The 22798-nt window shown below is 67.7% G+C and carries 18 protein-coding genes; 13 read left to right on the top strand and 5 right to left on the bottom strand.

Annotation, left to right across the window (positions count from 1 at the left end):
- The first annotated feature begins 7 nt into the window (after positions 1-7).
- On the top strand, positions 8-2296 hold the full coding sequence (locus tag ABD116_RS33580) for a helicase-associated domain-containing protein (RefSeq protein ID WP_343979804.1): 2289 nt from the start codon (positions 8-10) through the stop codon (positions 2294-2296).
- A gap of 3 nt (positions 2297-2299) precedes the next feature.
- Here the strand turns inward: ABD116_RS33580 and pepN are convergent, their stop codons facing one another.
- Positions 2300-4732, bottom strand: a complete 2433-nt coding sequence (gene pepN, locus ABD116_RS33585; protein ID WP_343979806.1) for an aminopeptidase N — start codon at positions 4730-4732, stop codon at positions 2300-2302.
- A gap of 151 nt (positions 4733-4883) precedes the next feature.
- Between pepN and ABD116_RS33590 the strand changes: the two genes are divergently transcribed.
- From ABD116_RS33590 to ABD116_RS33605, 4 genes are all read left to right on the top strand, one after another.
- Positions 4884-5645 carry a carbonic anhydrase family protein gene (locus ABD116_RS33590; RefSeq protein ID WP_343979809.1) on the top strand — a complete coding sequence of 254 codons (762 nt, stop codon included), beginning with the start codon at positions 4884-4886 and terminating at the stop codon, positions 5643-5645.
- Positions 5646-5720: 75 nt separating this feature from the next.
- Complete coding sequence (locus ABD116_RS33595) at positions 5721-6344, top strand: carbonic anhydrase family protein (RefSeq protein WP_343979812.1); 624 nt, start codon at positions 5721-5723, stop codon at positions 6342-6344.
- A gap of 80 nt (positions 6345-6424) precedes the next feature.
- Positions 6425-8065 (top strand): DNA repair helicase XPB, encoded by a 1641-nt coding sequence (locus tag ABD116_RS33600; RefSeq protein WP_343979815.1) that lies wholly within the window; start codon positions 6425-6427, stop codon positions 8063-8065.
- A 5-nt stretch (positions 8066-8070) separates the two neighbouring features.
- Positions 8071-8643, top strand: coding sequence for an HD domain-containing protein (locus ABD116_RS33605; protein WP_343979818.1), 573 nt, complete (start codon positions 8071-8073; stop codon positions 8641-8643).
- Between the two features lie 113 nt (positions 8644-8756).
- Here the strand turns inward: ABD116_RS33605 and ABD116_RS33610 are convergent, their stop codons facing one another.
- The 3 genes from ABD116_RS33610 to ABD116_RS33620 are packed head-to-tail and all read right to left on the bottom strand — an operon-like array spanning position 8757 to position 11432.
- Positions 8757-9428, bottom strand: a complete 672-nt coding sequence (locus tag ABD116_RS33610) for a FadR/GntR family transcriptional regulator (protein ID WP_343979820.1) — start codon at positions 9426-9428, stop codon at positions 8757-8759.
- 4 nt (positions 9429-9432) lie between these two features.
- Complete coding sequence (locus ABD116_RS33615; protein WP_343979823.1) at positions 9433-10374, bottom strand: dihydrodipicolinate synthase family protein; 942 nt, start codon at positions 10372-10374, stop codon at positions 9433-9435.
- Positions 10371-11432, bottom strand: coding sequence for a sialidase family protein (locus ABD116_RS33620; protein WP_343979826.1), 1062 nt, complete (start codon positions 11430-11432; stop codon positions 10371-10373). Before ABD116_RS33620 ends, ABD116_RS33615 begins: the two co-directional genes overlap by 4 nt.
- 59 nt (positions 11433-11491) lie before the next feature.
- Here ABD116_RS33620 and ABD116_RS33625 point away from each other — a divergent pair, with 59 nt between their 5' ends.
- From ABD116_RS33625 to ABD116_RS33650, 6 genes are all read left to right on the top strand, one after another.
- A complete protein-coding gene (locus ABD116_RS33625; protein WP_343979829.1) occupies positions 11492-13114 on the top strand; it encodes an extracellular solute-binding protein in 1623 nt (540 codons plus the stop codon).
- The gene (locus tag ABD116_RS33630; protein WP_343979832.1) at positions 13115-14059 is read left to right on the top strand and encodes an ABC transporter permease; all 945 of its coding nucleotides are present in this window, start codon (positions 13115-13117) and stop codon (positions 14057-14059) included.
- Positions 14056-14943 carry a carbohydrate ABC transporter permease gene (locus tag ABD116_RS33635; RefSeq protein WP_343979835.1) on the top strand — a complete coding sequence of 296 codons (888 nt, stop codon included), beginning with the start codon at positions 14056-14058 and terminating at the stop codon, positions 14941-14943. The genes ABD116_RS33630 and ABD116_RS33635 overlap by 4 nt, the downstream gene beginning before the upstream one ends.
- 169 nt (positions 14944-15112) lie before the next feature.
- Positions 15113-15910 (top strand): phosphatase PAP2 family protein, encoded by a 798-nt coding sequence (locus ABD116_RS33640; protein ID WP_343979838.1) that lies wholly within the window; start codon positions 15113-15115, stop codon positions 15908-15910.
- 47 nt (positions 15911-15957) lie between these two features.
- Positions 15958-17967, top strand: a complete 2010-nt coding sequence (locus ABD116_RS33645) for a HelD family protein (RefSeq protein ID WP_343979840.1) — start codon at positions 15958-15960, stop codon at positions 17965-17967.
- A 16-nt stretch (positions 17968-17983) separates the two neighbouring features.
- The gene (locus ABD116_RS33650) at positions 17984-18856 is read left to right on the top strand and encodes an RNA polymerase sigma-70 factor (RefSeq protein WP_343979843.1); all 873 of its coding nucleotides are present in this window, start codon (positions 17984-17986) and stop codon (positions 18854-18856) included.
- On the opposite strand, the gene ABD116_RS33655 is transcribed toward ABD116_RS33650, so the two are convergent.
- Complete coding sequence (locus ABD116_RS33655) at positions 18853-20043, bottom strand: MFS transporter (RefSeq protein WP_343979846.1); 1191 nt, start codon at positions 20041-20043, stop codon at positions 18853-18855. The genes ABD116_RS33650 and ABD116_RS33655 overlap by 4 nt on opposite strands.
- A gap of 103 nt (positions 20044-20146) precedes the next feature.
- On the opposite strand from ABD116_RS33655, the gene ABD116_RS33660 reads away from it, so the two are divergent.
- Positions 20147-20461: an ArsR/SmtB family transcription factor gene (locus tag ABD116_RS33660; RefSeq protein WP_343979849.1), complete on the top strand. Its 315-nt coding sequence runs from the start codon at positions 20147-20149 to the stop codon at positions 20459-20461.
- 70 nt (positions 20462-20531) lie between these two features.
- Complete coding sequence (locus ABD116_RS33665; protein WP_343979853.1) at positions 20532-22796, top strand: outer membrane protein assembly factor BamB family protein; 2265 nt, start codon at positions 20532-20534, stop codon at positions 22794-22796.
- Positions 22797-22798: the final 2 nt, after the last annotated feature.

A 22798-nucleotide genomic window follows, 5' to 3' on the forward strand; every position in this document is an offset into this window, starting at 1 on the left:
TGGAGGGATGAGCAACACCGAGCGGACCCGCCCCCGTACCCTCGCCGAGGCACTGCGCGGCTGGGACGACCTTGCCCTCGGCCAGCTGCTCCGGCACCGGCCCGACCTGGCAACACCTATTCCGGCCGACACCGGCCAGCTCGCGGCCCGGGCGACCACCAACGCCTCCGCGGCCCGGGCGATCAACCGGCTCGACGAGTTCAGCGTCGATCTGCTGGAGGCGCTGTCCGCGCTCACCGAGCCGGTGGACGTCGAGGCATTGGCCAAGGGCGTCGACCAGCCGGTCGAGGTGGTTCAGCCGCGAGTGACCGAGCTGCTCGCGCTCGCGCTGGTCTGGGGTACCGAAGACGATCTGCGCCCGATCAGGGCCGTGCACGAGCTCCTCGGGCCGACACCGGCCGGGCTCGGACCGCTCACGACCCGGCACTTCGGCAATCTCGACCAGCTGATCGAGGACGCCGGCCCGGAAGCCCGTGAGGTGCTCGACAAGCTCACCTGGGGCCCGCCCACCGGCACGGTCGAGAAGGCCGAGCGCCCGGTGACGATCGCGTCTGCCCGGTCTCCGATCGAGCAACTGCTTGCGCGCGGGCTCGTAGTACCGAAGGACGCGACCACTGTCGTGCTGCCCCGGCAGATCGGCCTCCACCTGCGTGGCGGCCGGGTGCTGGCCTCCACGCGGCCTACCCCTCCCCCGCTCGACGGCAAGCCCGTATCGAACGCCATAGCCGACCGTGCCGCTGCCGGAGCCGCACTGGATCTCGTACGCCAGGTAGACCGCACGCTTGAGCAGCTAGGCACAGAACCTCCCCCGGTACTCCGTACTGGCGGCATCGGTGTCCGTGAGCTCCGCACCCTCGCCACCAAGATCGGCGCCGAGGAGTCGGCTGCTGGAGCCGTCCTAGAGATCGCGTACTCCGCAGGGCTCCTTGCGGCTGTTGAGGTCGGCAACAGCGAGATGTGGTTGCCTACCGGCGCATACGACGACTGGCTGGAGCTCGACACCGCACACCGCTGGGCCGTGCTGGTCCACGCGTGGTTCACCGGGCTGCGGGCGATCGGGCTCATCGGTCGACGGGACAGCGGCGGTGCGACTGCTGCTGCTCGTGAGCGGTTGGTGAATGCGTTGGCGCCCGATCTGGAGCGGTTGCTCGCTCCGGAGATCCGGCTGCTCACTTTGCAGGCTTTGTCGGAGGCACCCTCAGGTACTGCGCCTGCGGTCGAGTCCGTGGTCACTTGGGTCGCGTGGCATCGGCCGCGACGGGGTGGGCAGTTCCGGGATGACCTGGTCGAGTGGACTATCACTGAGGCGGCTCTGCTCGGGTTGACTGGGCTGGGCACGCTTGCGTCGCACTCTGCGGTGCTCCTGAAGGATGAGCCGACCATTGATGAGTTGGCGGCTGCTATCCAGCCGCTGGTGCCGGAGCCGGTCTCTGAGGTACTGCTGCAGGCTGACCTGACTGCTGTCGCGCCGGGGCCGCTCGTGCGCGAAGTACAGGATGAATTGGCTTCCATGGCTGACATGGAGTCGCATGGGGGCGGTGGGGTCTATCGCTTCAGTGAGAGTTCAGTGCGACGGGCCTTCGATCTTGGGAAGACCAGTGATCAGTTGCACAAGTGGTTGGCCGAGCACTCGCGTACACCTGTGCCGCAGCCGTTGACGTACCTGATCGATGATGTGGCGCGGCGGCATGGGGTGCTGCGGATCGGCGCTGCGTCGACGTACTTGCGGTGTGATGACGAGAACGTGCTGACTGGGCTGCTGAGCGCCAACCTGCCGGGTATTCGCTTCCGGCGGCTTGCGCCGACTGTGGTGGTGTCGCCGTCGGCGCCTGATCTGGTGCTGGCGCGGTTGCGCGACGCTGGGCTGGCTCCGCTGGGTGAGACGTTCGACGGGGTTGTGCACGTCACGACGGCTGGGCATCGGCGGGGTGAGCCGCCACGTCGGCGTACCAGCCGGGACTTCGCCGACAACGCGATGGAGCTGACCGAGGACCAGGTCAAGGCGGTCATCGAGAAGGTCCGCTCGGGTGATCGGGTCGCTGCTGAGCGGCCGGCCGAGCACACGTCGGGCGATACGACGGCGCCGGCCGAGACGATCAGCGTGCTGAGCGAGGCGGCTGAGGCGCATACGCGGACCTGGATCTCGTACGTCGACCACAACGGGACGCCGGCCGAGCGGATCGTCGAGCCGGTGCGGGTGGCGGACGGGTGGCTCACGGCGTACGACGAAGACGCCGATCAGCCGCGCACGTACGCGTTGCACCGGATCGCCAATGCCCGGCCGGTCGAGAAGTAGGCGTCAGGCGCGGGCCCGGAGCATGCGGGTCAGCAGGTCGGTCTTCTCCAGAAGATTGGCCCTGACCACCGGCTCGGCGTCCGCTGCCAGCGCTTGGATCTTCTCGGCGAAGCCTTCGCCGACTCCGAAGACCGGGATGAGTGTGCGGGTGTAGGTCGTCGCAGCCATCTGGCCCCAGGTGCTGATCTCGGGGACGAGCTCGAGGAACTTGGCGACGAACGGCTTCAGCAGCTCGTCCTGCCCCGGGCTCCAGAATGCCGCCGTCACCTGATGCAACGAGCCAAGCGGAACATCCTGCTCAGTGACCAGCCGCTCCCAAACCGCCTGCTTCTCGTCGTGCTCGGGGATCGCGGCGCGGACCGTCAGCTCACTGACCCAAGCCTCAGGGTCTTGGTCCCTGGCCAACAGAGCCCTCACCTCGGCGGTGGTGTCGGCTTTGAGCTGAGCCTTGCGGATCAACGCCCGCCACTGCAGGTCGACGTCATCCCCCGCCTCACTCTGAAGCCAGGCGACGCTGTCCAGATCGGCCGCAGTCCTGGCAAATCCCCGAAGCGCGACCTTACGAAGGCGCGGGTTGGCGGCGAGGGCACGGCAGCTGGCCGCCACCTCGGCCGCAAGCTCGTCACGCACCGACTCCGGGCTCCACAGCAGAGCCACATCGACGGCCCTGTTGAGATGCGGCTCGATGAGCGACTCAGACGTCTCCACCGTCACCACGCCGGTCAAGCACCGAACGGCTTCGCCGGCGGTTGCTTCCCCGGTGATCAGCATGTCCCAGGCAGTGGCGACCGCAACAGCCCGCGACAACGGCGTCGGCAACCCAGCAGCATCCTCGAAGAAGCCGTCCCGAGTGTTCGCATCCGGGCGAGTGGAGGCGAAGGTCAGGTCCTCATCGTTGACGAGGTAGAGGTCAGCTCCAGCAGGTAGTTCAAGGGGTGTGCGCCGACCGGTCACCTCAACCTCAACAAGTGCAATGCGCTCGAGCGCCCCCGGCCCGCGCTGGTAGACGCCGACTGCGAGCACCTGTGGGCGGGGTTCACCATTGGGGCCCTCGGCAACCAATGTCCAGGCGTCGTCGTCTTGCTCCAGCGTTAGGCGGTCGGTGCCCGCTTCGTCCAGCCAGCCCGCGCTCCAGCGGGTCAGGTCGCGGTCTGTCTCGCCGGCTATGGCTGTGATGAGGTCTTCGAGGGTGGCGTTGGACCAGGCGTGTTCGGCGAAGTACTTGGTCAGGCCTTGGGAGAAGGCGGTTTCGCCTACGTAGGTCATCAGTTGCTGGAGGACCGACGCGCCTTTCGGGTAGGTGATGGCGTCGAAGGTGGCGGCGCCTTCGGCTACGTCGTTGACGGGCTGGCGGATCGGGTGTGTGGTGGGCCCCTGGTCGACCAGGTAGGCCTTGAGCTTCTCGCCGGCCAGGTGAGCGGCCCACGCGTCGGAGTACGAGGTCACCCTGACCGCCGCCCAGTTACTGGCGAACTCGGCGAACGCCTCGTTCAGCCACAGGTCGTCCCACCAGCGCATCGTGACGATGTTCCCGAACCACTGGTGCGCGAGCTCATGCAGCAGATACCGCGAGAACAGATCCCACTCGGCCTTGGTCGGCGTACTGCGCCGCAGGAACCAGTCCATCCACGTGATGCACCCGTAGTTCTCCATCGCCCCGGCGAACTCCGGAGCGAAGACCTGGTCGTACTTCCGCTGCGGGAACGGCATCCCGAAGACCTCGGCGAAGAACTCGTGCCCCTGCGTGGTGAGCGTGAAGAGCTCCTCCGCGTCACGATCCAGGATCGGTGCCAGCGACTGCCGGGCGAACAGTCCGAGATCATGCCCGGCACCTTCGCGACGCAACTCGTAGTACGGGCCGGCGTTGATCACCAGGTTGTACGTCGACAGCGGCGGGGTCGGCGGGAAAGTCCACCGGCGCGCCTCCCCCGCCGACTCGACCGCCGGGTCGCCGGAGTTGGTCAGCACGAGCCACTCGGCCGGCGCGGTGACCGTGAAGGCATGCGGAGCCTTGAGGTCGGGCTGGTCGAAACAGGCCCATACGTAGCGGGTGACATCGGGGGGAAGGTCGGTCCAGAAGTAGACTCGCCCGTCCGCCGGATCGACCGCCTTGCGAACGCCCTGCGCCGCCGTGCTGTCGGCGATCACGGTCGTCACTTCGAGCACGTTGTCGGCGGCGAGCCCGCTCAACACGATCCGCCCGTCGACAGCACCCGGCAGCGCGACCCCGTTGAGGGTCGCGCTCTCGATCTCCGCGACACAGTCGGCGAACGTCGTCGCGCCCGGCTCGTGGCAGCTGAACGCGATCGTCGACGTACAGACGACGCGGGTGCCGGTGGGCAGGTCGGTGAGGTCGACGGCGACGTCGTACCGCTGGATGGTCAGTAGCCGGGCGCGTTCCTCGGCTTCGGCGCGCGTCAGACTCAGGACGGCCATCCCAGCACCTTCCCACGAACCGGTTTCCGGAGACATCGAATTATCCGGAACCCGCACGAAGGGGAAGTGACGGGTCAGCTACCTTCTGCGACAGGTGTATGAGGCACCTGTCGTTCGACCCCTTGTTCCCGCCCGAATTCGGAGTTCATCCGTGTCAGTTTCCGTATCCCGTCGCGCCGTCTTGTTCGGAGCCGCCGCGACCGCCGCAACCGCAGCGACCCCCGGCCTGCTGTCGACCGCCTCGGCGCAGCTCCCGCAGCAGAGCCCGATCAACATCAACACCCTTCACGCGGTGCACAGCCCTGAGCTGCCCGCCGTACATATCCACTATCCGGCCGCGCTCGACCTGTCGATCCGGTACGAGAGCAAGGACAAGGGCCAGCCCGGCGGCTGCGAGTCACGCACCGCAGAGGAGACCGTGCTCGCCGAGATCCCGACCGGCGCGGCCTGGGTGACCCTCGGCGGAGTCCGGTACGACCTGGTCAACTTCCACTTCCACACCTTCTCCGAGCACCGGGTGGACGGCCGGCAGTTCCCGTTGGAGCAGCATTTCGTGCACTCCGGGCCTAATGGCGAGAAGCTCGTCATCGGGCTGTTCATCACGACCGGCGGGGCCGGAGGCACTCTGCAGGACAAGGTGCTCACCACTGTGCCGACCGAGTGCGGTGACGAGGTGCACCTCCCTCACCTCAACCTGGCGACTGCCTTGCCGACCGACCTGTCCACCTTCCGGTACGACGGGTCGCTGACCACCTCGCCGTACACCGAGCACATCTCCTGGCTGGTCCTGAAGAGCCACCGGGCGATCCTGCCGTCGTCGCTCCACCACTTCCAGACCCGCTTCCCGGACGGGGACAGCCGCCCGGTCCAGCCGCTCAACGGCCGCACGGTCAAGTACCGGTCGCAGCACTGAGCCACTACGGCCCGGCCTGCTCCGGCGGGCTGGGCCGTGCCGTGGACCTGCCTTCGGGTCGGCTACCTTTCAGCCGTGCCGCAGAGCCCGATCAATATCCACAGCATCCATGCGGTGAACATCCCGGGCCTGCCTGCCCTGCGGGTCCACTACCCGTCCACACTCGACCTGTCCCTCCGGTACGAAGGCAGCGGCCGGACAGTGCTCGCCCCGATCCCGGCCGGCGCAGCTTGGGTGATGCTCGGCGCGGTGCGGTACGACCTGGTCAACTTCCACTTCCATACCTTCTCCGAACATCGGCTGGACGGCCGGCAGTTCCCGCTGGAGCAGCACTTCGTGCACAGCGGGCCTGGCGGTGAGGCGCTCGTCATCGGGTTGTTCCTCACGCCCGGCGGCAAGGGCGGGACCGTGCAGGACCAGGTGCTTGGCGTAGTGCCGGAGGAGAGCGGGCCGGAGGTATACGTCCCGCAAGCCGCATTGGCGACCTCATTGCCGGATGACCTCTCGACCTTCCGCTACGAGGGCTCCCTGACCACACCGCCGTACAGCGAGCCGGTGTCCTGGCTGATCCTCAGGAGTCACCTGTCCATCCAGGCAGCGTCGCTGCACAACCTCCGGCTGCGCTTCCCGGGCGGCGACAGCCGGATGATGCAGCCGCTGAACGGCCGCACGGTCTGCTACCGCGATCAGAGCAGCTGAGCGGGCTGTTTGGCGGGACGAGGCACAATGGAGGGTCGGGTGGAGTGTTCCACCTGTTGCCGGTGACGGGAGAAGCTGTAGTGACTGACGGGCCGTTGATTGTTCAGTCCGACAAGACGTTGTTGCTGGAGACCGCCCATCCGGAGGCGACCGACTGCCGGAAGGCGATCGCACCCTTCGCAGAGCTGGAGCGCGCGCCGGAGCACGTGCACACCTACCGGCTGACGCCGCTGGGCCTGTGGAACGCCCGGGCGGCCGGACACGACGCCGAGCAGGTGATCGACGTACTGCTGCGCTACAGCCGGTACCCGGTCCCCCACTCGCTCCTGGTCGACATCGCGGAGACACTGGACAGGTACGGGCGGCTCCGGCTGGAGAAGCACCCGCAGCACGGGCTGGTCCTCGTCACGACGGACCGGCCGGTACTGGAGGAGGTGCTGCGCTCCGCCAAGATCAAGCCGATGATCGGCGAGCGCATCGACGACGACACGGTCGCGGTGCACCCGTCCGAGCGCGGGCACCTCAAGCAGACGCTGCTGAAGATCGGCTGGCCGGCCGAGGACCTCGCCGGGTACGTCGACGGCGAGGCGCACAAGATTGACCTGGTCAAAGACGGGTGGGACCTCCGTCCGTACCAGCAGCAGGCGACCGACGCGTTCTGGCACGGCGGCTCCGGGGTGGTCGTGCTGCCCTGTGGCGCCGGCAAGACGATCGTCGGCGCGGCCGCGATGGCGCAGGCGTCGGCGACCACGCTGATCCTGGTGACCAACACGGTCTCGGCGCGGCAGTGGAAGGACGAGCTGCTCAAGCGCACCACGCTGACCGAGGACGAGATCGGCGAGTACTCCGGTGCGCGCAAGGAGATCCGTCCGGTGACGATCGCGACGTACCAGGTGATGACGACCCGGCGAAAGGGCGTCTACACCCACCTGGAGCTGCTCGACGCCCGCGACTGGGGCCTGATCGTGTACGACGAGGTGCACCTGCTCCCCGCCCCGATCTTCCGGATGACCGCCGATCTGCAGACCCGCCGCCGGATCGGCCTGACCGCAACCCTGGTCCGCGAGGACGGCCGCGAAGGCGACGTCTTCTCCCTGATCGGCCCGAAGCGCTACGACGCCCCCTGGAAGGACATCGAAGCGCAGGGCTGGATCGCCCCCGCCGACTGTGTGGAAGTACGAGTAGACCTCGAGCAAACCGAACGCTTCGTCTACGCCACCGCCGAACCCGAAGACCGCTACCGCCTGGCCGCTTCAACCCCAGCCAAGTCCCGCCTGGTCCGCCGCATCGCCGACCACCACAAGGGCGAACCCATGCTGGTGATCGGCCAGTACATAGACCAGCTGGACGAACTGGGCGAACGCCTGGAATGCCCCGTGATCAAAGGCGAAACCACGGTCAAAGAACGTCAACGCCTCTTCCAGGCCTTCCGCACCGGCGAGATCGACCGCCTGGTAGTCAGCAAGGTAGCCAACTTCTCCATCGACCTCCCCGAAGCCTCGGTAGCCGTCCAGGTCTCCGGCACCTTCGGCTCCCGCCAGGAAGAAGCCCAGCGCCTGGGCCGAGTCCTCCGCCCCAAGGGCGACGGCCGCACAGCCCGCTTCTACTCCATAGTCGCCCGCGACACGGTAGACGCGGAATTCGCCGCCCACCGCCAACGCTTCCTGGCCGAACAGGGCTACGCCTACACCATCGTCGACGCCGAAAACCTCTTCGCCTGACCGCGGTGCTATCGAACGCGCTGACCGACCCGCCGCTGCCGGAACTACCACCCGCAGCGGCGGAGTTGTTGCTTGCCGACAACGCCCCACCAAGGCTGGCCGCCCACCTACGCCTGGTCCACGACGTCGCCATTCAGCTGAGCGATTGGCTGGCAACGGCGTACCCCGGCCTGTACTTCGACCGCGAGGCAGTCCTGTTCGGCGCGGCGACTCACGACATCGGCAAGATCGTCCACCCCGAGGAGCTGTCCGGCCCCGGCAAACTCCACGAGCCCGCCGGTGAACAGCTTCTGCTGCGCAGTGGAGTCGAGCCGAGGCTCGCCCGGTTCGCGGCGACCCACGGGAGCTGGACCGCCGCAGGCGTCGTACTGGAGGACCTGCTCGTCAGCCTCGCCGACAAGGTCTGGAAAGCGAAGCGAGTCGTCGACCTGGAGCAGTTGCTGGTCGAGCGACTGGTGGCGGTGACCTGCGGCGAGAGCTGGCAGGCGTTCCTGGCGCTGGACGACTTCCTCACTCGGATCGCGGATGGCGCCGACGATCGACTCGCTTTCCAGAACGGCTACCCGATCAGGTCCTGATGGACTCGCGAAGTCTGGGGAGAACTTTCGCCGGGGGGTGGGGCGGTTTTTAGGCTCGTACGGGGGTAAAAGCCTCCCCAAGCAGCCCCTGCTCGGGGGTCAGCCTCGGAGGGTCATTCGCCGAGCCGGGTGTGGATGCCGGTGAAGTGGGACTTCATGGAGTGGGCGAAGAGGTCTGGGGTGCCGGATCTCAACGTGGTCAGGAGGTCTCGGTGCCAGCCGGCGGCGTCGGTGGGGGTGTAGCGGGGGCCGGGGAGGCGGGGGTCCACGTCGGCGAAGGTGCGCCAGAAGACGCTGAGGAAGTCGATGATCAGGGCGTTGCCGAGGGGTTTGTAGAGGGCTTCGTGAAAGGCCCAGTCTTCCTTCGGGAAGTATTCGCCGGCGGCTGCTTTGGACTCCATGGCGGAGACCAAGGCTTCCAGGCGAGAGGTGTCGGTGGTGGAGTAGTGGGCCACCACCTCGGCGGCCAGGCCGACCTCGAGGGCCTGGCGGACTTCCAGGACGTTGCGGACGTCTTGCAGGTCGCCGGTCATGGATTGGGACATGCGGAAGGCGAGGCCGTCCTCGAGGGACTGCAGGGTCACCTGGCCCACGTAGGTGCCGTGGCCGTGGCGGATCTCGATGATGCCTACTGCTTGCAGGGCTTTGATCGCCTCGCGGAGGGGGTGGCGGCCGACGCCTAGCTGCGCCATCAGTTCTTGCTCGTTGGGCAGCGGGTCGCCCGCCTGGAGGCCGCGTTCGAGGATGAACGACTTCATCTGGTCGCGGATGAAGGACTGGTTCACGCAGTCACCGTAACCCGGCCCGTTCCAGCAGCCTGCCAACCGAGGTGATCTCATCCGGGTCGAGCGGGATCGACGGGTACGCCGTCAGCGGGCACGCGATCACCCCGAGCAGGAACAGCGCCGCCTTGAAAGCACCGAGCGCCGACGAGCTCAACCCCATCCGCCCCCGGTCCGCCACGTCGACGATCTCGAACAACCGGAAGAGCCGATCCTGCTCGCGCCGCGCGACCGCAAGATCCCCCGCGGCCACCGCATCGAAGATCCGTACGTACCCAGCCGGATCCACATTCCCCAACCCCGGTACGACGCCGTCCACCCCGAACCCCAACGCCGAGTCCACGGTCAGCTCGGACCCGGTCATCACCACAAACTCATCAAGCCCGGCATCAGCCCGATCCAGCACCAACCGACGCAGACTCGTCTCCTGCCCACTCGAGTCCTTCACCCCGGCGAGCACCCCCTGCCGCCCGAGCTCGATCAGCAAGGCCGCAGGCAGCTTGGTCCCGGCCAGACGAGACGGAATGTCGTACGCATAAAGCGGCACCGCCCCAGCAATCGACGCCAGCCGGACGAAGTGCCGCTCGATCTCCGCCGGATGCGTCGCCGCATAAAAGGGGGCCGTGGCAACAATCCCATCCACCCCCGCCTTCAGCGCCGCCGACACATGCGCCCCCGCCCGCGCCGTCGACGTGTCGATCGCGCCGGCAAGTACCGGTACCTGCCCCGCCACCTCCGAGACGACGGTCTCCAGCACGGTCTGCCGCTGCTCGTCGGTCAGGAAGGTCCCCTCCCCCGACGTACCGAGGACGAAGACACCCCTCACGCCACCGTCGAGCTGATGTGCGACCAGCGAGGCGAGCGAGGCGGTATCGACGTCGTACGAAGAAGTCAGCGGCGTGACGAGTGGGGGTACGACCCCGGTGAGCTTCTGGGCGGTGGTGGTCACAAAGATCTCCAATCGAAGCTTGCGAACCGCACAGTGGCGAAGGACGACGTCTCCCCCGCCTCGTAAAGAATCCCGACCCGATCGCCAGGCAGCGCGACGAGATCGGAGTACCCGGACATCCCCTGGTGAACCACAACCCCCGGCCGCCAACTCGCGCCCGAGTCGTCACTGACGAAGACGGTCAACTCGCGCCGCACGACCGGATCCACCGGCGTCGACATCAGCAACCGATCGCCGGCCCGCAGCACACTCCCCTGGATCCCCGGTGCCGTAACTCCAGCGATCCCGGCGTACGGCGCACCAAGCGTGAGCCCGCCGTCCGACGACCACGCGTGCACCCGGGCCGGCCCGGTCCCACGATGGTTACGAGCGTTGAAGTAGAGCCGTCCATCGCCCAGCTCCACCACGGCGGTCTCGTTCGCATTGATCTCATCACCGTCGTTGCGATCGACGAACCCGCAGGCCCACGAGAACCCACCGTCATCACTGAAGATGCAATGCCCGCCATCAGGTCCGGTAGGCACCACCGAATGATTCGCCGGTACTACGATCCGCCCAGCCCACCGCCCGTTGCCCAAGGCAACTCCGTGGCACGGCCCGGTCGCATACCAGCCCCACTCCGCGGCCTTCACCGAAGCCGTGATCTCCACCGGCGAACTCCACGTCACCCCAAGATCCGCACTGCGCTGCACGAACACCCGACGCCCGTCCTCAGCATCCACACCCCGGGCCACCGAGCTCTCAACCGCATCGGCCCCGTTCTGGCAAGTGACCAGCACGATGTCACCGCTCGACGGGTCGACCACCGGCACCGGATTCCCACAGGTCTTCCCCGCGGCCGCCGAAACCACCTGCTCCACCGACCACGTCCGACCCCCATCCACCGACCGACATAGGACGACCTCGATCTCGCCCGCATCCGCCGAAGAGTGCAGCCGCCCCTCACAAAACGCCAGCAACGCCCCACCGGCAGCGATTACCGCCGGAATCCGGTACGTGTGATACCGGCTCTCACCCGGGTCGAAGACGATTTCGGGATCGCCGACTCTTGAAGACATAGGACGTACTATGTCACTGTGAGGCCGCAGCCACAATCGCTCCCCTGAAGTGAGGCCCCATGCAGCTCAGCAGAAGAACGTTCCTCGGTGGCGGCCTGGCCGCGGCGGCGGTCGCGGTCACCGGCACCCCGCTGATCAGCGGCTGCGCGGCCGACAAGAAGAACCAGGCGGCCGCCAACCTCGCCGTCAAACTCCCCACCTACACGCGCTTCACCGGCGTGAAGCCCGACCTGCCGGGCACGGACCTGGTGCTCGACGGCTTCCTCAGGTACCCGGCCCATCCCCTGAAGACGATCACCGACAAGCCGGGCGACGGGCAGCCGATCACCTTCATGACCAACATCCCCGGCGCCATCCCGCCGGCGATGGACAAGAACGCCTTCTGGCAGGCACTCAACGAGCGACTCGGCTCGGAGCTGCAGATCAGCATGGCGTCCAACGACGAGTACAAGGACAAGTTCGCCACCCGGATCGCCGGCGGCGACCTGCCCGATCTGCTCAACATCCCGATCGACACCGTGCAGATCCCCGGCCTGGTGAAGGCGAAGTGCATCGACCTCACCGAGCACCTGTCCGGCGACGCGATCTCGAAGTACCCGTTCCTGGCGAACATCCCGAGCGAGTACTGGAAGGGCTGCGTCTTCAACGGCGGCATCTACGGCGTACCGGTCCCGCGGGGGATGTCGCGGACCTCGCTACCGCTGTATCGCGCGGACCTGCTCGCCGCCAAGGGCATCAAGGACCCAGCACCGAAGAACTTCGAGGAGTTCTTCGACCTGGCCAAGGAGATGACGGCGGCCAAGCAGAACAAGTGGGCCTGGACCCGGGTGCCGCTGTCGACCATCCGGCAGATGCTCGGCGTGCCCAACGTCTGGAAGGAGGACGGCGGCAAGTTCACCTCGATGTACGAGCACGAGGCGCAGGCCGAGGCGCTGGAGGCCGGCCGGAAGATGGTCGCCGCAGGGGTGATCAACCCGGACGCGTTCAACGACAAGGCGACCGCCCGCAAGCAGTGGTTCAACGGCGGGACGGCCGCGTTCGACTACGACAGCTTCGTCGCCTGGAACCAGTACTACGCCGACAACTCGGCCGGCGACGCGTTCTCGGTGAACATGCTCGACGTCCCCGGCTTCGACGGCGGCCTGGGCGCACCCTGGATGGGGTCGGCGCTGAACAATCTCACCGCGTTCAGCAAGAACAGCAAGCACTCGGTCGAGACGCTGCTCAAGGTGGCCAACTGGATGGCGGCGCCGTTCGGCACGGAGGAGTACTTGTTCCGCAAGTACGGCGTGGCGGGCCGTCACTACGCACTCACGGGGACTGATCCGGTACCGACCAAGATCGGCTCGGTCGAGACGGGGATCGGCCTGCAGTACATCAGCGACTCCACGCTCGCGCTCTACTGGGCGGGCAAGCCCGACGTGCCGCAGAAGCAGCACGCGATCCAGGCGAAGGTCGCGCCACGGCTCACCTACGACGCGTCGTACGGCCTGTACTCCGACACCCAGTCGAAGAAGCAGACGCAACTCGCGAAGATGCTGACCGACCTGGAGAACCAGATCGTCCAGGGCAAGAAACCGGTCACGGACTGGACCGCGGCGGTCAAGACCTGGAAGTCCTCCGGCGGCGACGCGATGCGGACCGAGCTCGAGCAGGCCTTCGCCGACGCGGCAGGGCGCTAGATGCTGAAGGCAACCAAATCTCCACCCGCGCAGCAACTGTCGCTCGGCCGGCGGTTGCTGCGGGATCGGGTGCTGTTGCTGTTCGCCTTGCCCGGTACGGCGTTGATCGTTGCCTTCCACTACGTTCCGCTGCTCGGCAACGTGATCGCGTTCAAGGACTACCAGCCGTTCCTCGGCATCGGCGGCAGCGACTGGGCCGGCTGGCAGAACTTCTCGGTCATCTTCACCGGCGACCCGGCCTTCCTCGACGCGCTGAAGAACACCCTGATCCTGACCAGCCTGCAGTCGATCTTCGTGTTCCCCGCGCCGATCGCCCTGGCCCTGCTGCTCAACTCGCTGTTCTCCGAGCGGATCAAGCGGATCGCCCAGAGCATCCTGTACCTCCCCCACTTCATGTCCTGGGTGATCGTGGTCGCCCTGTTCCAGCAGATGCTCGGCGGCAGCGGCCTGCTGAACAACTACCTCAGATCCCACGACCTCGCCACGCTCGACATCATCGGCAACTCCGAGCTCTTCCACGTCCTGCTGACCTCGCAGATCATCTGGAAGGACACCGGCTGGGCGGCGATCCTGTTCCTGGCCGCGCTCTCCCAGATCGACTCGCAGCTCTACGAGGCGGCGAGCGTCGACGGAGCCGGCCGGCTGAAGCAGCTCTGGCACGTCACCATGCCGGGCCTTCGCGGCATCATCATCCTGCTCTTCATCCTGCGCCTCGGCGACTCACTGACCGTCGGCTTCGAGCAGATCATCCTGCAGCAGGCCGCGGTCGGCCGCGACGTCAGCGAAGTACTCGACACCTACGTCTACAACAACGGCGTCATCGGCGGCGCCTGGGGCGTGGCCGCCGCGGTCGGCCTGGTGAAGGGCATCGTCGGCGTCGTCCTGGTCCTGGCAGCCAACAAGGTCGCGCACATCTTCGGAGAGCAAGGGGTGTACAGCAGATGAGCCGGCGGATCGTGAACGGCGTCGAGATGCCGTCGTGGCCGATGCGGGGGTTCAAGGGGCTGGTGTTGCTGGTGTTCTGCGCAGCGGTGATCGTGCCGTTCGTGGCGGTGATCTCGACCAGCATCGCGCCGAACAAGCAGGTCAACGAGTCGGGCGGGCTGGTGCTGTTCCCGCATTCGGTCGACTTCGGGGCGTACCGGTCGTTGTTCTCCGGTGGCGTGGTCACCCAGGCGCTGTTCGTGAGCATCTTCGTCACGGTCGTCGGTACTTTGCTCAGCCTCACGGTCTCCGCCCTGCTGGCATACGCGCTGGCCCGGCCGGGATTCACCGCGGGACGCCCGATCCTGCTCGTCGTGCTGTTCAGCATGCTGTTCTCGCCTGGCATCATCCCGACGTACCTGGTGGTGAAGGGGGCCGGGCTGCTGGACAGCCTCTGGGCGCTGATCGTGCCGACGATGGTCAGCGCGTTCAACGTGGTCGTACTGCGTGCGTTCTTCGCCAACCTGCCGGGCGAGCTGACCGAGAGCGCCCGGATCGACGGGGCCGGCGAGCTGAAGACGTTCGGGTACATCGTGCTGCCACTGTCGAAGGCGGTGCTCTCGGTGATCGGCCTGTTCTACGCGGTGAGCTACTGGAACGCGTTCTTCTCCGCGCTGCTGTACCTGAACGACAGCAAGCTGTGGCCGTTGCAACTGGTACTACGCACGTACGTCATCAACGACACCCAGCTGGGCAGCGCCGAGCTGGGCACCGAGCGGCTGCCGCCCCAGGCGTCGATCCAGATGGCCATTCTGGTCGTCTCGATCGTGCCGATCCTGGTGGTCTATCCGTTCCTGCAGCGGCATTTCGCCAAGGGCGTACTGACCGGTGCGGTGAAGGGCTGAGCGGAAAAGGAATGGACCAGTCCCCTGCCGGGTTGCGTAATAGAAGGCAGACAACCAGGGATTGGGGGGTGACGGCGCGGTCACGAAGCGTGTCTCAGGGGTTGCCCAGGGCAACATCAGGGCTCTGCCTGGGCCATTCCGGAGGCTTTGACCGGTACCGTCGAGGGGTATGGGGACACACGCACTGGAGCAGGTGGAGCTGGCTGGTGAGCGGGGGCGCGCCCCATCGGGGGCTGCGCCGGTGGTGTGGCGGGTGGTGCGGGAAGCAGTCCTGCTGGCCACCATGTTCGGGATCTACACGGCCGGCCGGCAGTTCGCCGGCAAGCACACCGGGTCGGCCCGCGGCCATGCCCGCGACGTACTGGCGTGGCAGAACTGGCTGCATCTGCCCAATGAGGCATCGCTGCAGCACGCGGCCCTCCAAGTCCCTCATCTGGTCGAGGGAGCAAACCTGTACTACGCCTCAGTACACGCGCCACTGACCGGCGCGGTGCTGATCTGGCTGAGCATCTGGCGCCCCAAGGCCTACTCCAACGTGCGCTGGACGATCGTCGCGCTGACCGGACTGGCCCTGGTCGGCCACATCCTGTTCCCGCTCGCGCCGCCGCGGATGATGCCGGGATTCGTCGACACCGGCCTGCTGTACGGGCAGTCGGTGTACGGTCCCGACGCCTCCGGCGGGGTGGCTAACCAGTTCGCCGCGATGCCGAGCCTGCACGTCGGCTGGGCGGCCCTGATCGCGCTGTCGATGATCCTGATCACCAAGACCAAGTGGCGCTGGCTCTGGCTGCTGCACCCGATCATCACCTTCGCCGTAGTGGTCATGACAGCGAACCACTACTGGCTCGACGGCATCGTCGCGCTGATCCTGCTGGCCGTCACGCTGCCGCTGCTGCTCCGGCCGGGCTTGCACGCCGACAGGCCGGGCGCGGATAAATCAGTCGCTCCGGAGCTGGCACTCAAGTAACGTGACGGGGCTTCCCTGCCCTCGACCGCACTTGCGGAGGTTCTGTCGTGCCCCCAGACGATCCCATCCTCCACGCCGAGAAGACCTATCTCAGTACGTCGCGCGCCGCCCTGGCCGTGATGCGCGAGAAGACCGGATCGCTGGAGATCGCCAGCGCCGACCCGGTCAACACCGAGTTCCTCAAGGCCGCGATCTGGCGGCGGATGAAGGAGCTCGAGGACGACCCCGACGTCCCGCTGTTCTTCGGCCGGCTGGACTACCTCGAACCGGCCGAGGAGACCTTCCACATCGGCCGCCGGCACGTGAACGACGAGGCCGGCGAGCCGCTCGTGGTGGACTGGCGGGCCGACATCTCGGTGCCGTTCTACCGGGCCAGCAAGACCGAGCCGATGGGCGTCGGGATCCGCCGCCGGTTCGGATTCACGCACGGCGAGATGACCGCCTTCGAGGACGAGGACCTGACCAGCGCGGCCGTCCCCGAGCAGCACAGCGACATCCTGGACGCCGAGATCGAGCGGCCTCGTTCGGGCCCGATGCGCGACATCGTTGCCACCATCCAGCCCGAGCAGGACGTCATCGTCCGCGCCGGCGTCGAGGAGACCATCTGCGTCCAGGGCGCGCCTGGCACCGGGAAGACGGCCGTGGGGCTGCACCGGGCGGCGTACCTGCTCTATGCGTACCGGGACCAGCTCAGCCGGGCGGGCGTCCTGGTGGTCGGCCCCAACGCGAGCTTCCTGCGGTACATCGGTGACGTGCTCCCGGCGCTGGGCGAGATCGAGGCGAAGCAGACAACGGTCGAGGAGATGGTCGCCCGGGTGAAGGTCGCCGGGCCGGGTCCGGCCGCGCTGGACGTGCTCAAGGGGGATGTGCGGCTGGCCGAAGTACTGCATCGGGCGGTCTGGTCGCAGGTCCAGCTGCCCAAGGAACCCCTAGTAGTCCCTAGGGGATCCCACCGATGGCGCGTAGCGGCGTACCAGGCTGAGGAGCTGGTCAACGAGCTGCGGACCCGCGGAGTCCGGTACGGCGCCGGCCGGGCCATGCTGCCGCAGCGGCTCGCGCACGCCGTCCTACTGCGGATGGAAGCGGCCGGTGACTCCCCTGACGACCGCGTGCAGGACTCAGTGGCCCGTAGCCGTCCAGTGAAGCAGTACGCCGATGCGCTGTGGCCCGCGATAGACCCGGCCAAGCTGCTGTTCCAGCTGTTCACCGACGCCGAGCTACTGGCCGAGCACGCGGCGGGCATCCTCACCGAGGACGAGCAGGCGCTCCTGCTCTGGGAGAAGGCTCCCCGGTCCGCCGGAGCCGCCAAGTGGTCAGTCGCCGACGCCACGCTCATCGACGAGATCGCTGACCTGGTCGATCGGACCCCCAGTCTGGGGCACGTAGTACTGGACGAGGCGCAGGACCTGTCCGCGATGCAGCTCCGGGCAGTGGGACGCAGGTGCTCGACCGGCTCGATGACCGTGCTCGGTGACATCGCCCAGGGCACGACCCCGTGGGCGACACCCTCCTGGGACGAGGCCCTCAGGCACTTGGGTAAGAGCGGCGCCCACACCGAGGAGCTGACCGCAGGCTTCCGCGTACCGGGCCAGGTGATCGAGTACGCCGCCCGCCTCCTCCCGCAGATCGCACCCCACCTGACCCCGCCCACCGCGGTACGACGGTCCCGCGGTGAGCTGGACATCACGCTGGTCGCCGACAGCATGTCCGCCGCCGTCGACACGGTCAGCCGGGTGATGGACCGGCCCGGTTCGATCGGGCTGATCGTTCCTGACGCCCTGGTCCCGGCCGCTCGGAAGGCTTTGGAGGGCAAGGGACTGAGTTACGCGGTACTGGGCGATGTGGACGACGTCGAGGCCCACGTGGACGTGGTACCGGCCGGGCTGGCCAAGGGTCTCGAGTTCGACCACGTGGTGCTGGTGGAGCCGGCTGGCATCGTCGCGGGCGAGGCGGACGAGCGGACCGGGCTGCGCCGCCTCTACGTCTGCCTGACGCGTGCGGTCACCTCGCTCGCCGTACTGCACAGCGAGGACCTGCCCGAGGTGTTGAAGGGCTGATCGTAGGCTGGGGTGCGTGACTACTGACCTGGACGAGGCTGCTGTCGACTTCGGGCGGGTGCGGCCCCGACTGTTCGGGATCGCCTACCGGATGCTCGGGAGCGTGCAGGAGGCCGAAGACCTGGTCCAGGACGTGTGGGTGAAGTGGCAGGCCTACGACCGCAGTACGGTCCGGGAGCCGGCCGCGTTCCTGGCCACCACGACGACCCGGCTGGCGATCAACGCCAGCCAGACGGCCCGGGCCCGGCGGGAGACGTACGTCGGGCCGTGGCTGCCGGAGCCGGTCGACACCAGCGCGGACCCGACGCTGGGCGCCGAGCGCGGTGAGGCGCTCGAGCTGGCCATGCTGGTGCTGCTGGAGAAGCTGTCGCCGACGCAGCGGGCGGCGTACATCCTGCGCGAGGCGTTCGACTATCCGTACGACCAGATCGCCGAGATCGTCCAGTTGTCCGAGGCGAACGTTCGTCAGCTGGTCAGCCGGTCGCGCAAGCGGCTGGCCGAGGAGCGCCGCGAGCCGGTCGACAAGGACGAGCAGCGCAAGTTGCTGGCGGCCTTCATGGCCGCCGCCCAGGAAGGCGACCTCGCGACCCTGGTCGAGTTGCTCGCCGCCGACGCCGTGAGCTACTCCGACGGCGGCGGCATCGTCCGTGCTACCAGGGTCGAGCTGGTCGGCGCCGACGTGATCGCCAAGGTCACCGCCGCCTTCGCGGGCACCTTCTGGACCGGCTCCGACCTCACCTTCGCCGAGACCAACGGCGGCTGGTCCGCCGTGGCCTCCCGCGACGGTGAGGTCTTCGTGGTGATCACCGTCAGCGCCTCGTCCGACGGGATCGACCAGGTCCAGTGGATGCTGAACCCCGAGAAGCTGGCCCACCTGTCCTTCAGCTAGGCCGCTTCGGGGGCGTACTCGGCTTCCTCGTCCAGGTGCTCGACCTGCTGTAGCGCAGGGTCGCGGCGGAGCGTCACCAGGAGGCCGAGAACGGCCACGCCGAGTACTGCGGCGATGGGCGGCAGCATCTGTACCCCTACCAAGTGGATGACCACACCGCCGACCGCTGCTGCCAGACCCGCGCCCAGGTAGATGGCGGACGCATTCATCGCCAGCAGCAGGCCACCGCCTTCACCCATCTCCAGGAGCAGGTTCTGGATCGGCGGGTTGAACGCCCAGGTGAAGAGGCTCCACACGAAGAGCGCGACGGCTGCGCCGGCCACGGTGGTGGCGGTCAGCGTCAGAGTGGCGATGACGACGGTGAAGCCGGTGAGGGTGACAGTGAGAGTCCGCAGGCTGCCGAAGCGGTCAGTGGCGCGACCACCGACCAGGTTGCCGAGCACCGCGCCTACGCCGTACACGAGGAGCAGGATGCTGACTGTGCCGCCCTTGAGGTGGGCAGTCTCGGCCAGCAGCGGCACTACGTAGATGAAGACGCTCATGGTCGCCAGTACTGCGAGCACGGTCATCGCGAGGACGGTCTGCACGCGGCGATCCGTCAGTCCGGCGAAGCGTTCACGCAGGCTCACGGCCTCGGGCGCCTCGACTGTCGGCAGCGCGGACCGGACGGCCAGCGTGACCACGAGGCAGACGGCGGCGATCAGCGCGAACACCCCGCGGTAGCCGAGGCTGTCACCGAGCAGACTGCCCGCCGGTACGCCGAGAACGAGCGCGAAGGTCAATCCGCCGAACACGACGGCCACGGCTCGACCCCGCTCCTCCGGGGGAAGGAACTTGGTCGCGAACAGGGTGGCCGCGGGCGTGTAAGCAGCAGCGCCGAAAGCGGCCACGATCCGGCCGACGATCAGGATCGGGTAGTTCGTCGCGATCGCCGCGATCCCGTTGCCGAGCGCGGCCAGCAGCAGCGCGGCGATCAGCAGCGTGCGGCGCTCCCAGCGACCGGTCAGCGTCGACAGCAGCGGCGCGCCGACGGCGTACGAGAGGGCGAAGGCGGTGGCCAGCTGGCCCGCGGCGGTCAGCGAGACGTGCAGCTCGGAGCTGACCGCGGGCAGCACCCCGGACACGACGTACGCGCTGGTGCCGACGGCGAAGGCGCCGGCGGCCAGCAGGTAGATCCGTGCGGACATGAAACAACCTTCCAGAAGACTCAGGGTTCGGCTCAGGCACTTGTTCGATGATGATCGTACTACGATTATCGTCGAACTTCGACCGACGTCGTACTATGGACCCATGAGCACCTCGAAAGCCCTGCCGCAGCCCGACCGCGAGGAGATCCGCGTCGAGGCCGTCCTGCAGGCACTGGGCGAGCCCGTCCGGTTGCAGATCGTCCGGGCCCTGGCGGATGTCCCCGAAGGCATCGCCTGCGGCGAGATCGAGCTGCCCGTGACGGCATCGACCCGGGCTCATCACCTGCGCACGCTGCGCGAGGCCGGCGTGCTGTCCACCCACACCGAGGGCACCCGCCGGATCAGCAAGCTGCGCCGCGAAGACCTGGAGGAGCTCTACCCCGGCCTGCTCTCCGGAGTCCTCGCCGCACGCCGCTGATCCGCAACCGCAAGGCAGAGGTGCGGCGATCGAGCGGTCACCGTTGCGATCGGGCTGGCAGACTGTGGCGGTGGTGGTCCTGCGTGAACGGTGGAACGAGCTGCTGCCCGGCTCTGCGCCGCTGGCGGACGACCTCGTCGCGCGCTACGTCGAGCGGACCCGTCGCGCCTATCGCGACCAGTACCTCGAAGCGGTCCTCGGCACTCTCGATTCCCTGATCCAGCTCAGTACCGACCCGACCTCGGTGCGGCTCGCGGCCTGGTTCCATCGGGCCGTGCACCAGCCCGGTGGCGGGTCCGCCGAGGACGCCGAGTCGTCGGCCCGGCTGGTCGAGCAGACGCTTCCGGCGTACGGGGTGGATCCGATCCGCATCGCCGAGGTAGCCCGGCTCGTCCGGCTCACCGGTGACCTGGCGACTCCACCCACCGACTCCTACGCACCGCCGCGGCGAGATGCGAACGGCGACGTCCTGCTGGATGCGGTCAACGGCATCATGGCGACGGCTCCGGCCCGCTATGCCGCCCATGCATCCGAGGTACGCCGGGACGCGGGTGACCGCACTGCCGCCATCGGACGCCGGTACGACGAAGTGCGCGTCCTGCTCGACGGGCATCTCTACCGGACTCAACTAGCTCGGCAGCGGATGGGCGCACTCGCTCGCGCCAACCTGGAGGCCGAGCTCACCGGGCTCGACAGCGAGCTGCCAGCGCCTTGGCGTGGTTGGCAGCAGGCTGCTCTGGCTGCCACTGCGACCTTTTCCGCGATAGCGGCGACAGTGACCTCGATAGCCGCCGCTGGAGCTCCCTGGCAGGTGCCGGCCGTAGAGCCCGAGGCTGGTTGGCCACCGGTCGCTCTGGCCGTCTTCTCGCTCTTCTGCGCGCCACTGCTCTTCCGGACATCCCGCAGCGCGAGTCAACGCGCAAGGCTGATCGCTGGCACGGTGGTGGCCGTTGCAGTCACCGCAGTGTTGATTGCCTGGGCGAAAGTCCCAGCGACCAACCCTGCCGTTGGTATCGGCCTCCGCGTCCCACTGGTCATCTCCGCCCTCCTACTACTTCTCGTAGCCGGTACTGCGGCCTTGGTCGCCTCGCTGCTACGGACCAGGAACGCACGATTCCTGCCGACCCGGAATCTCGGCCAGCAGCTCTCATGGCTCGCGGTGCCGGGGGTGATCGCACTGCTGCTCCTCCTGGTCGTGCAACCGCTCGCCAGGGGGTACGTGCTGGGCTCCAACGAGCGGTCGGAAGGTCCACGCAGGCCGGCCGGGCAGATGCCTGCCTCGCTGCTCGACGGTGGTGTCACCTGGGTCAGCCGGGCTTTGACCAGCGCCGGCGCCGAGGAGGCTGTCGGGACGAAGTACGGGATCGCTGTACCGCGGCAGAGCGGTGTGGTGGAGATGCTGGACGCGGCCACCGGGGAGCTGCGGTGGCGCTACAGCCGGTCCGACTCGGACGAGAAGCCGGACATCGTCGCTACCGGCAACGGCGAGTACGTGCTGGCGTCATTTCCCGACATCGGATATCTCCTGCTCGACGCGAACACTGGCAAGCGCGAGGCGGCCTGGCCCGGCAGCGCCCGGGACCACAGCATCCAGCAGGCCGACCCGCTGCTGACCGGCCAGCGGTTTTCACGTGGATCCGACAAGCTCTACGGAGTTGATCCGGACGGCGACAACCGGTGGACCTTCGAGCCGGGCCGCTGCACCGACATCGGGGCGGTGGCGACCTCGCAGACCGTGGTGGCGTTCCTCGGGCACAGTTGCGGCAGCGAGCCCGATGAAGTGGCCGGGCTCGACCTGAAGAGCGGCAAGAAGCTGTGGAGCAAGTCGCCGACCGACATGTACCGGCGGCCGGTCGTGGTCGGCGGGCTGGTCGTGGTGGCCGAGCCGGGCGGTGATTCCGATGTACCGGTCGCGCTGGTGGCGATCGAGCCGCGTACCGGCGAGACGAAGTGGCGGTGGCCGGTACCGGCGAACTGGTCCTGCCGGACGCTGCTGAAGGCGGCCGGGCGGCTGCTGATCGTAGTGGACTGCCCGGGGCCGGAGAGTCAGCAGAACACCAAGACGGTGGTCACAGCCATCGACACGCAGACCGGTGACACCGCCTGGCAGACCACCGCGCCGGTGGACCCTCGCACTCGGGTCGCAGTGACTGCCGATGGCCGGGTCGTGTCGCTGGGTGGTAGTAGCTCGGGCGGCTGCGCGGCCAACATCATCGACAGCACCGGCTTCCGCCGGGTAGCTCTCCCCACCGGCATTTCCTGCAGCCGCGACCCAGTGGCCATCGGCAACCTGGTGCTGACCTCAGGCCCAGCAGGCGTCATCGCCCTGCACTGACC

This window comes from Kribbella koreensis (assembly GCF_039525325.1).
Classification (GTDB): Bacteria; Actinomycetota; Actinomycetes; order Propionibacteriales; family Kribbellaceae; genus Kribbella; species Kribbella koreensis.

Bases quoted from the DNA above. Each gene is read 5' to 3' on its own strand.
- ABD116_RS33580 (WP_343979804.1), top strand. From the start codon at position 8: ATGAGCAACACCGAGCGGACCCGCCCCCGTACCCTCGCCGAGGCACTG.
- pepN (WP_343979806.1), bottom strand. From the start codon at position 4,732: ATGGCCGTCCTGAGTCTGACGCGCGCCGAAGCCGAGGAACGCGCCCGG.
- ABD116_RS33620 (WP_343979826.1), bottom strand. From the start codon at position 11,432: ATGTCTTCAAGAGTCGGCGATCCCGAAATCGTCTTCGACCCGGGTGAG.
- ABD116_RS33625 (WP_343979829.1), top strand. From the start codon at position 11,492: ATGCAGCTCAGCAGAAGAACGTTCCTCGGTGGCGGCCTGGCCGCGGCG.
- ABD116_RS33630 (WP_343979832.1), top strand. From the start codon at position 13,115: ATGCTGAAGGCAACCAAATCTCCACCCGCGCAGCAACTGTCGCTCGGC.
- ABD116_RS33635 (WP_343979835.1), top strand. From the start codon at position 14,056: ATGAGCCGGCGGATCGTGAACGGCGTCGAGATGCCGTCGTGGCCGATG.
- ABD116_RS33640 (WP_343979838.1), top strand. From the start codon at position 15,113: ATGGGGACACACGCACTGGAGCAGGTGGAGCTGGCTGGTGAGCGGGGG.
- ABD116_RS33655 (WP_343979846.1), bottom strand. From the start codon at position 20,043: ATGTCCGCACGGATCTACCTGCTGGCCGCCGGCGCCTTCGCCGTCGGC.
- ABD116_RS33660 (WP_343979849.1), top strand. From the start codon at position 20,147: ATGAGCACCTCGAAAGCCCTGCCGCAGCCCGACCGCGAGGAGATCCGC.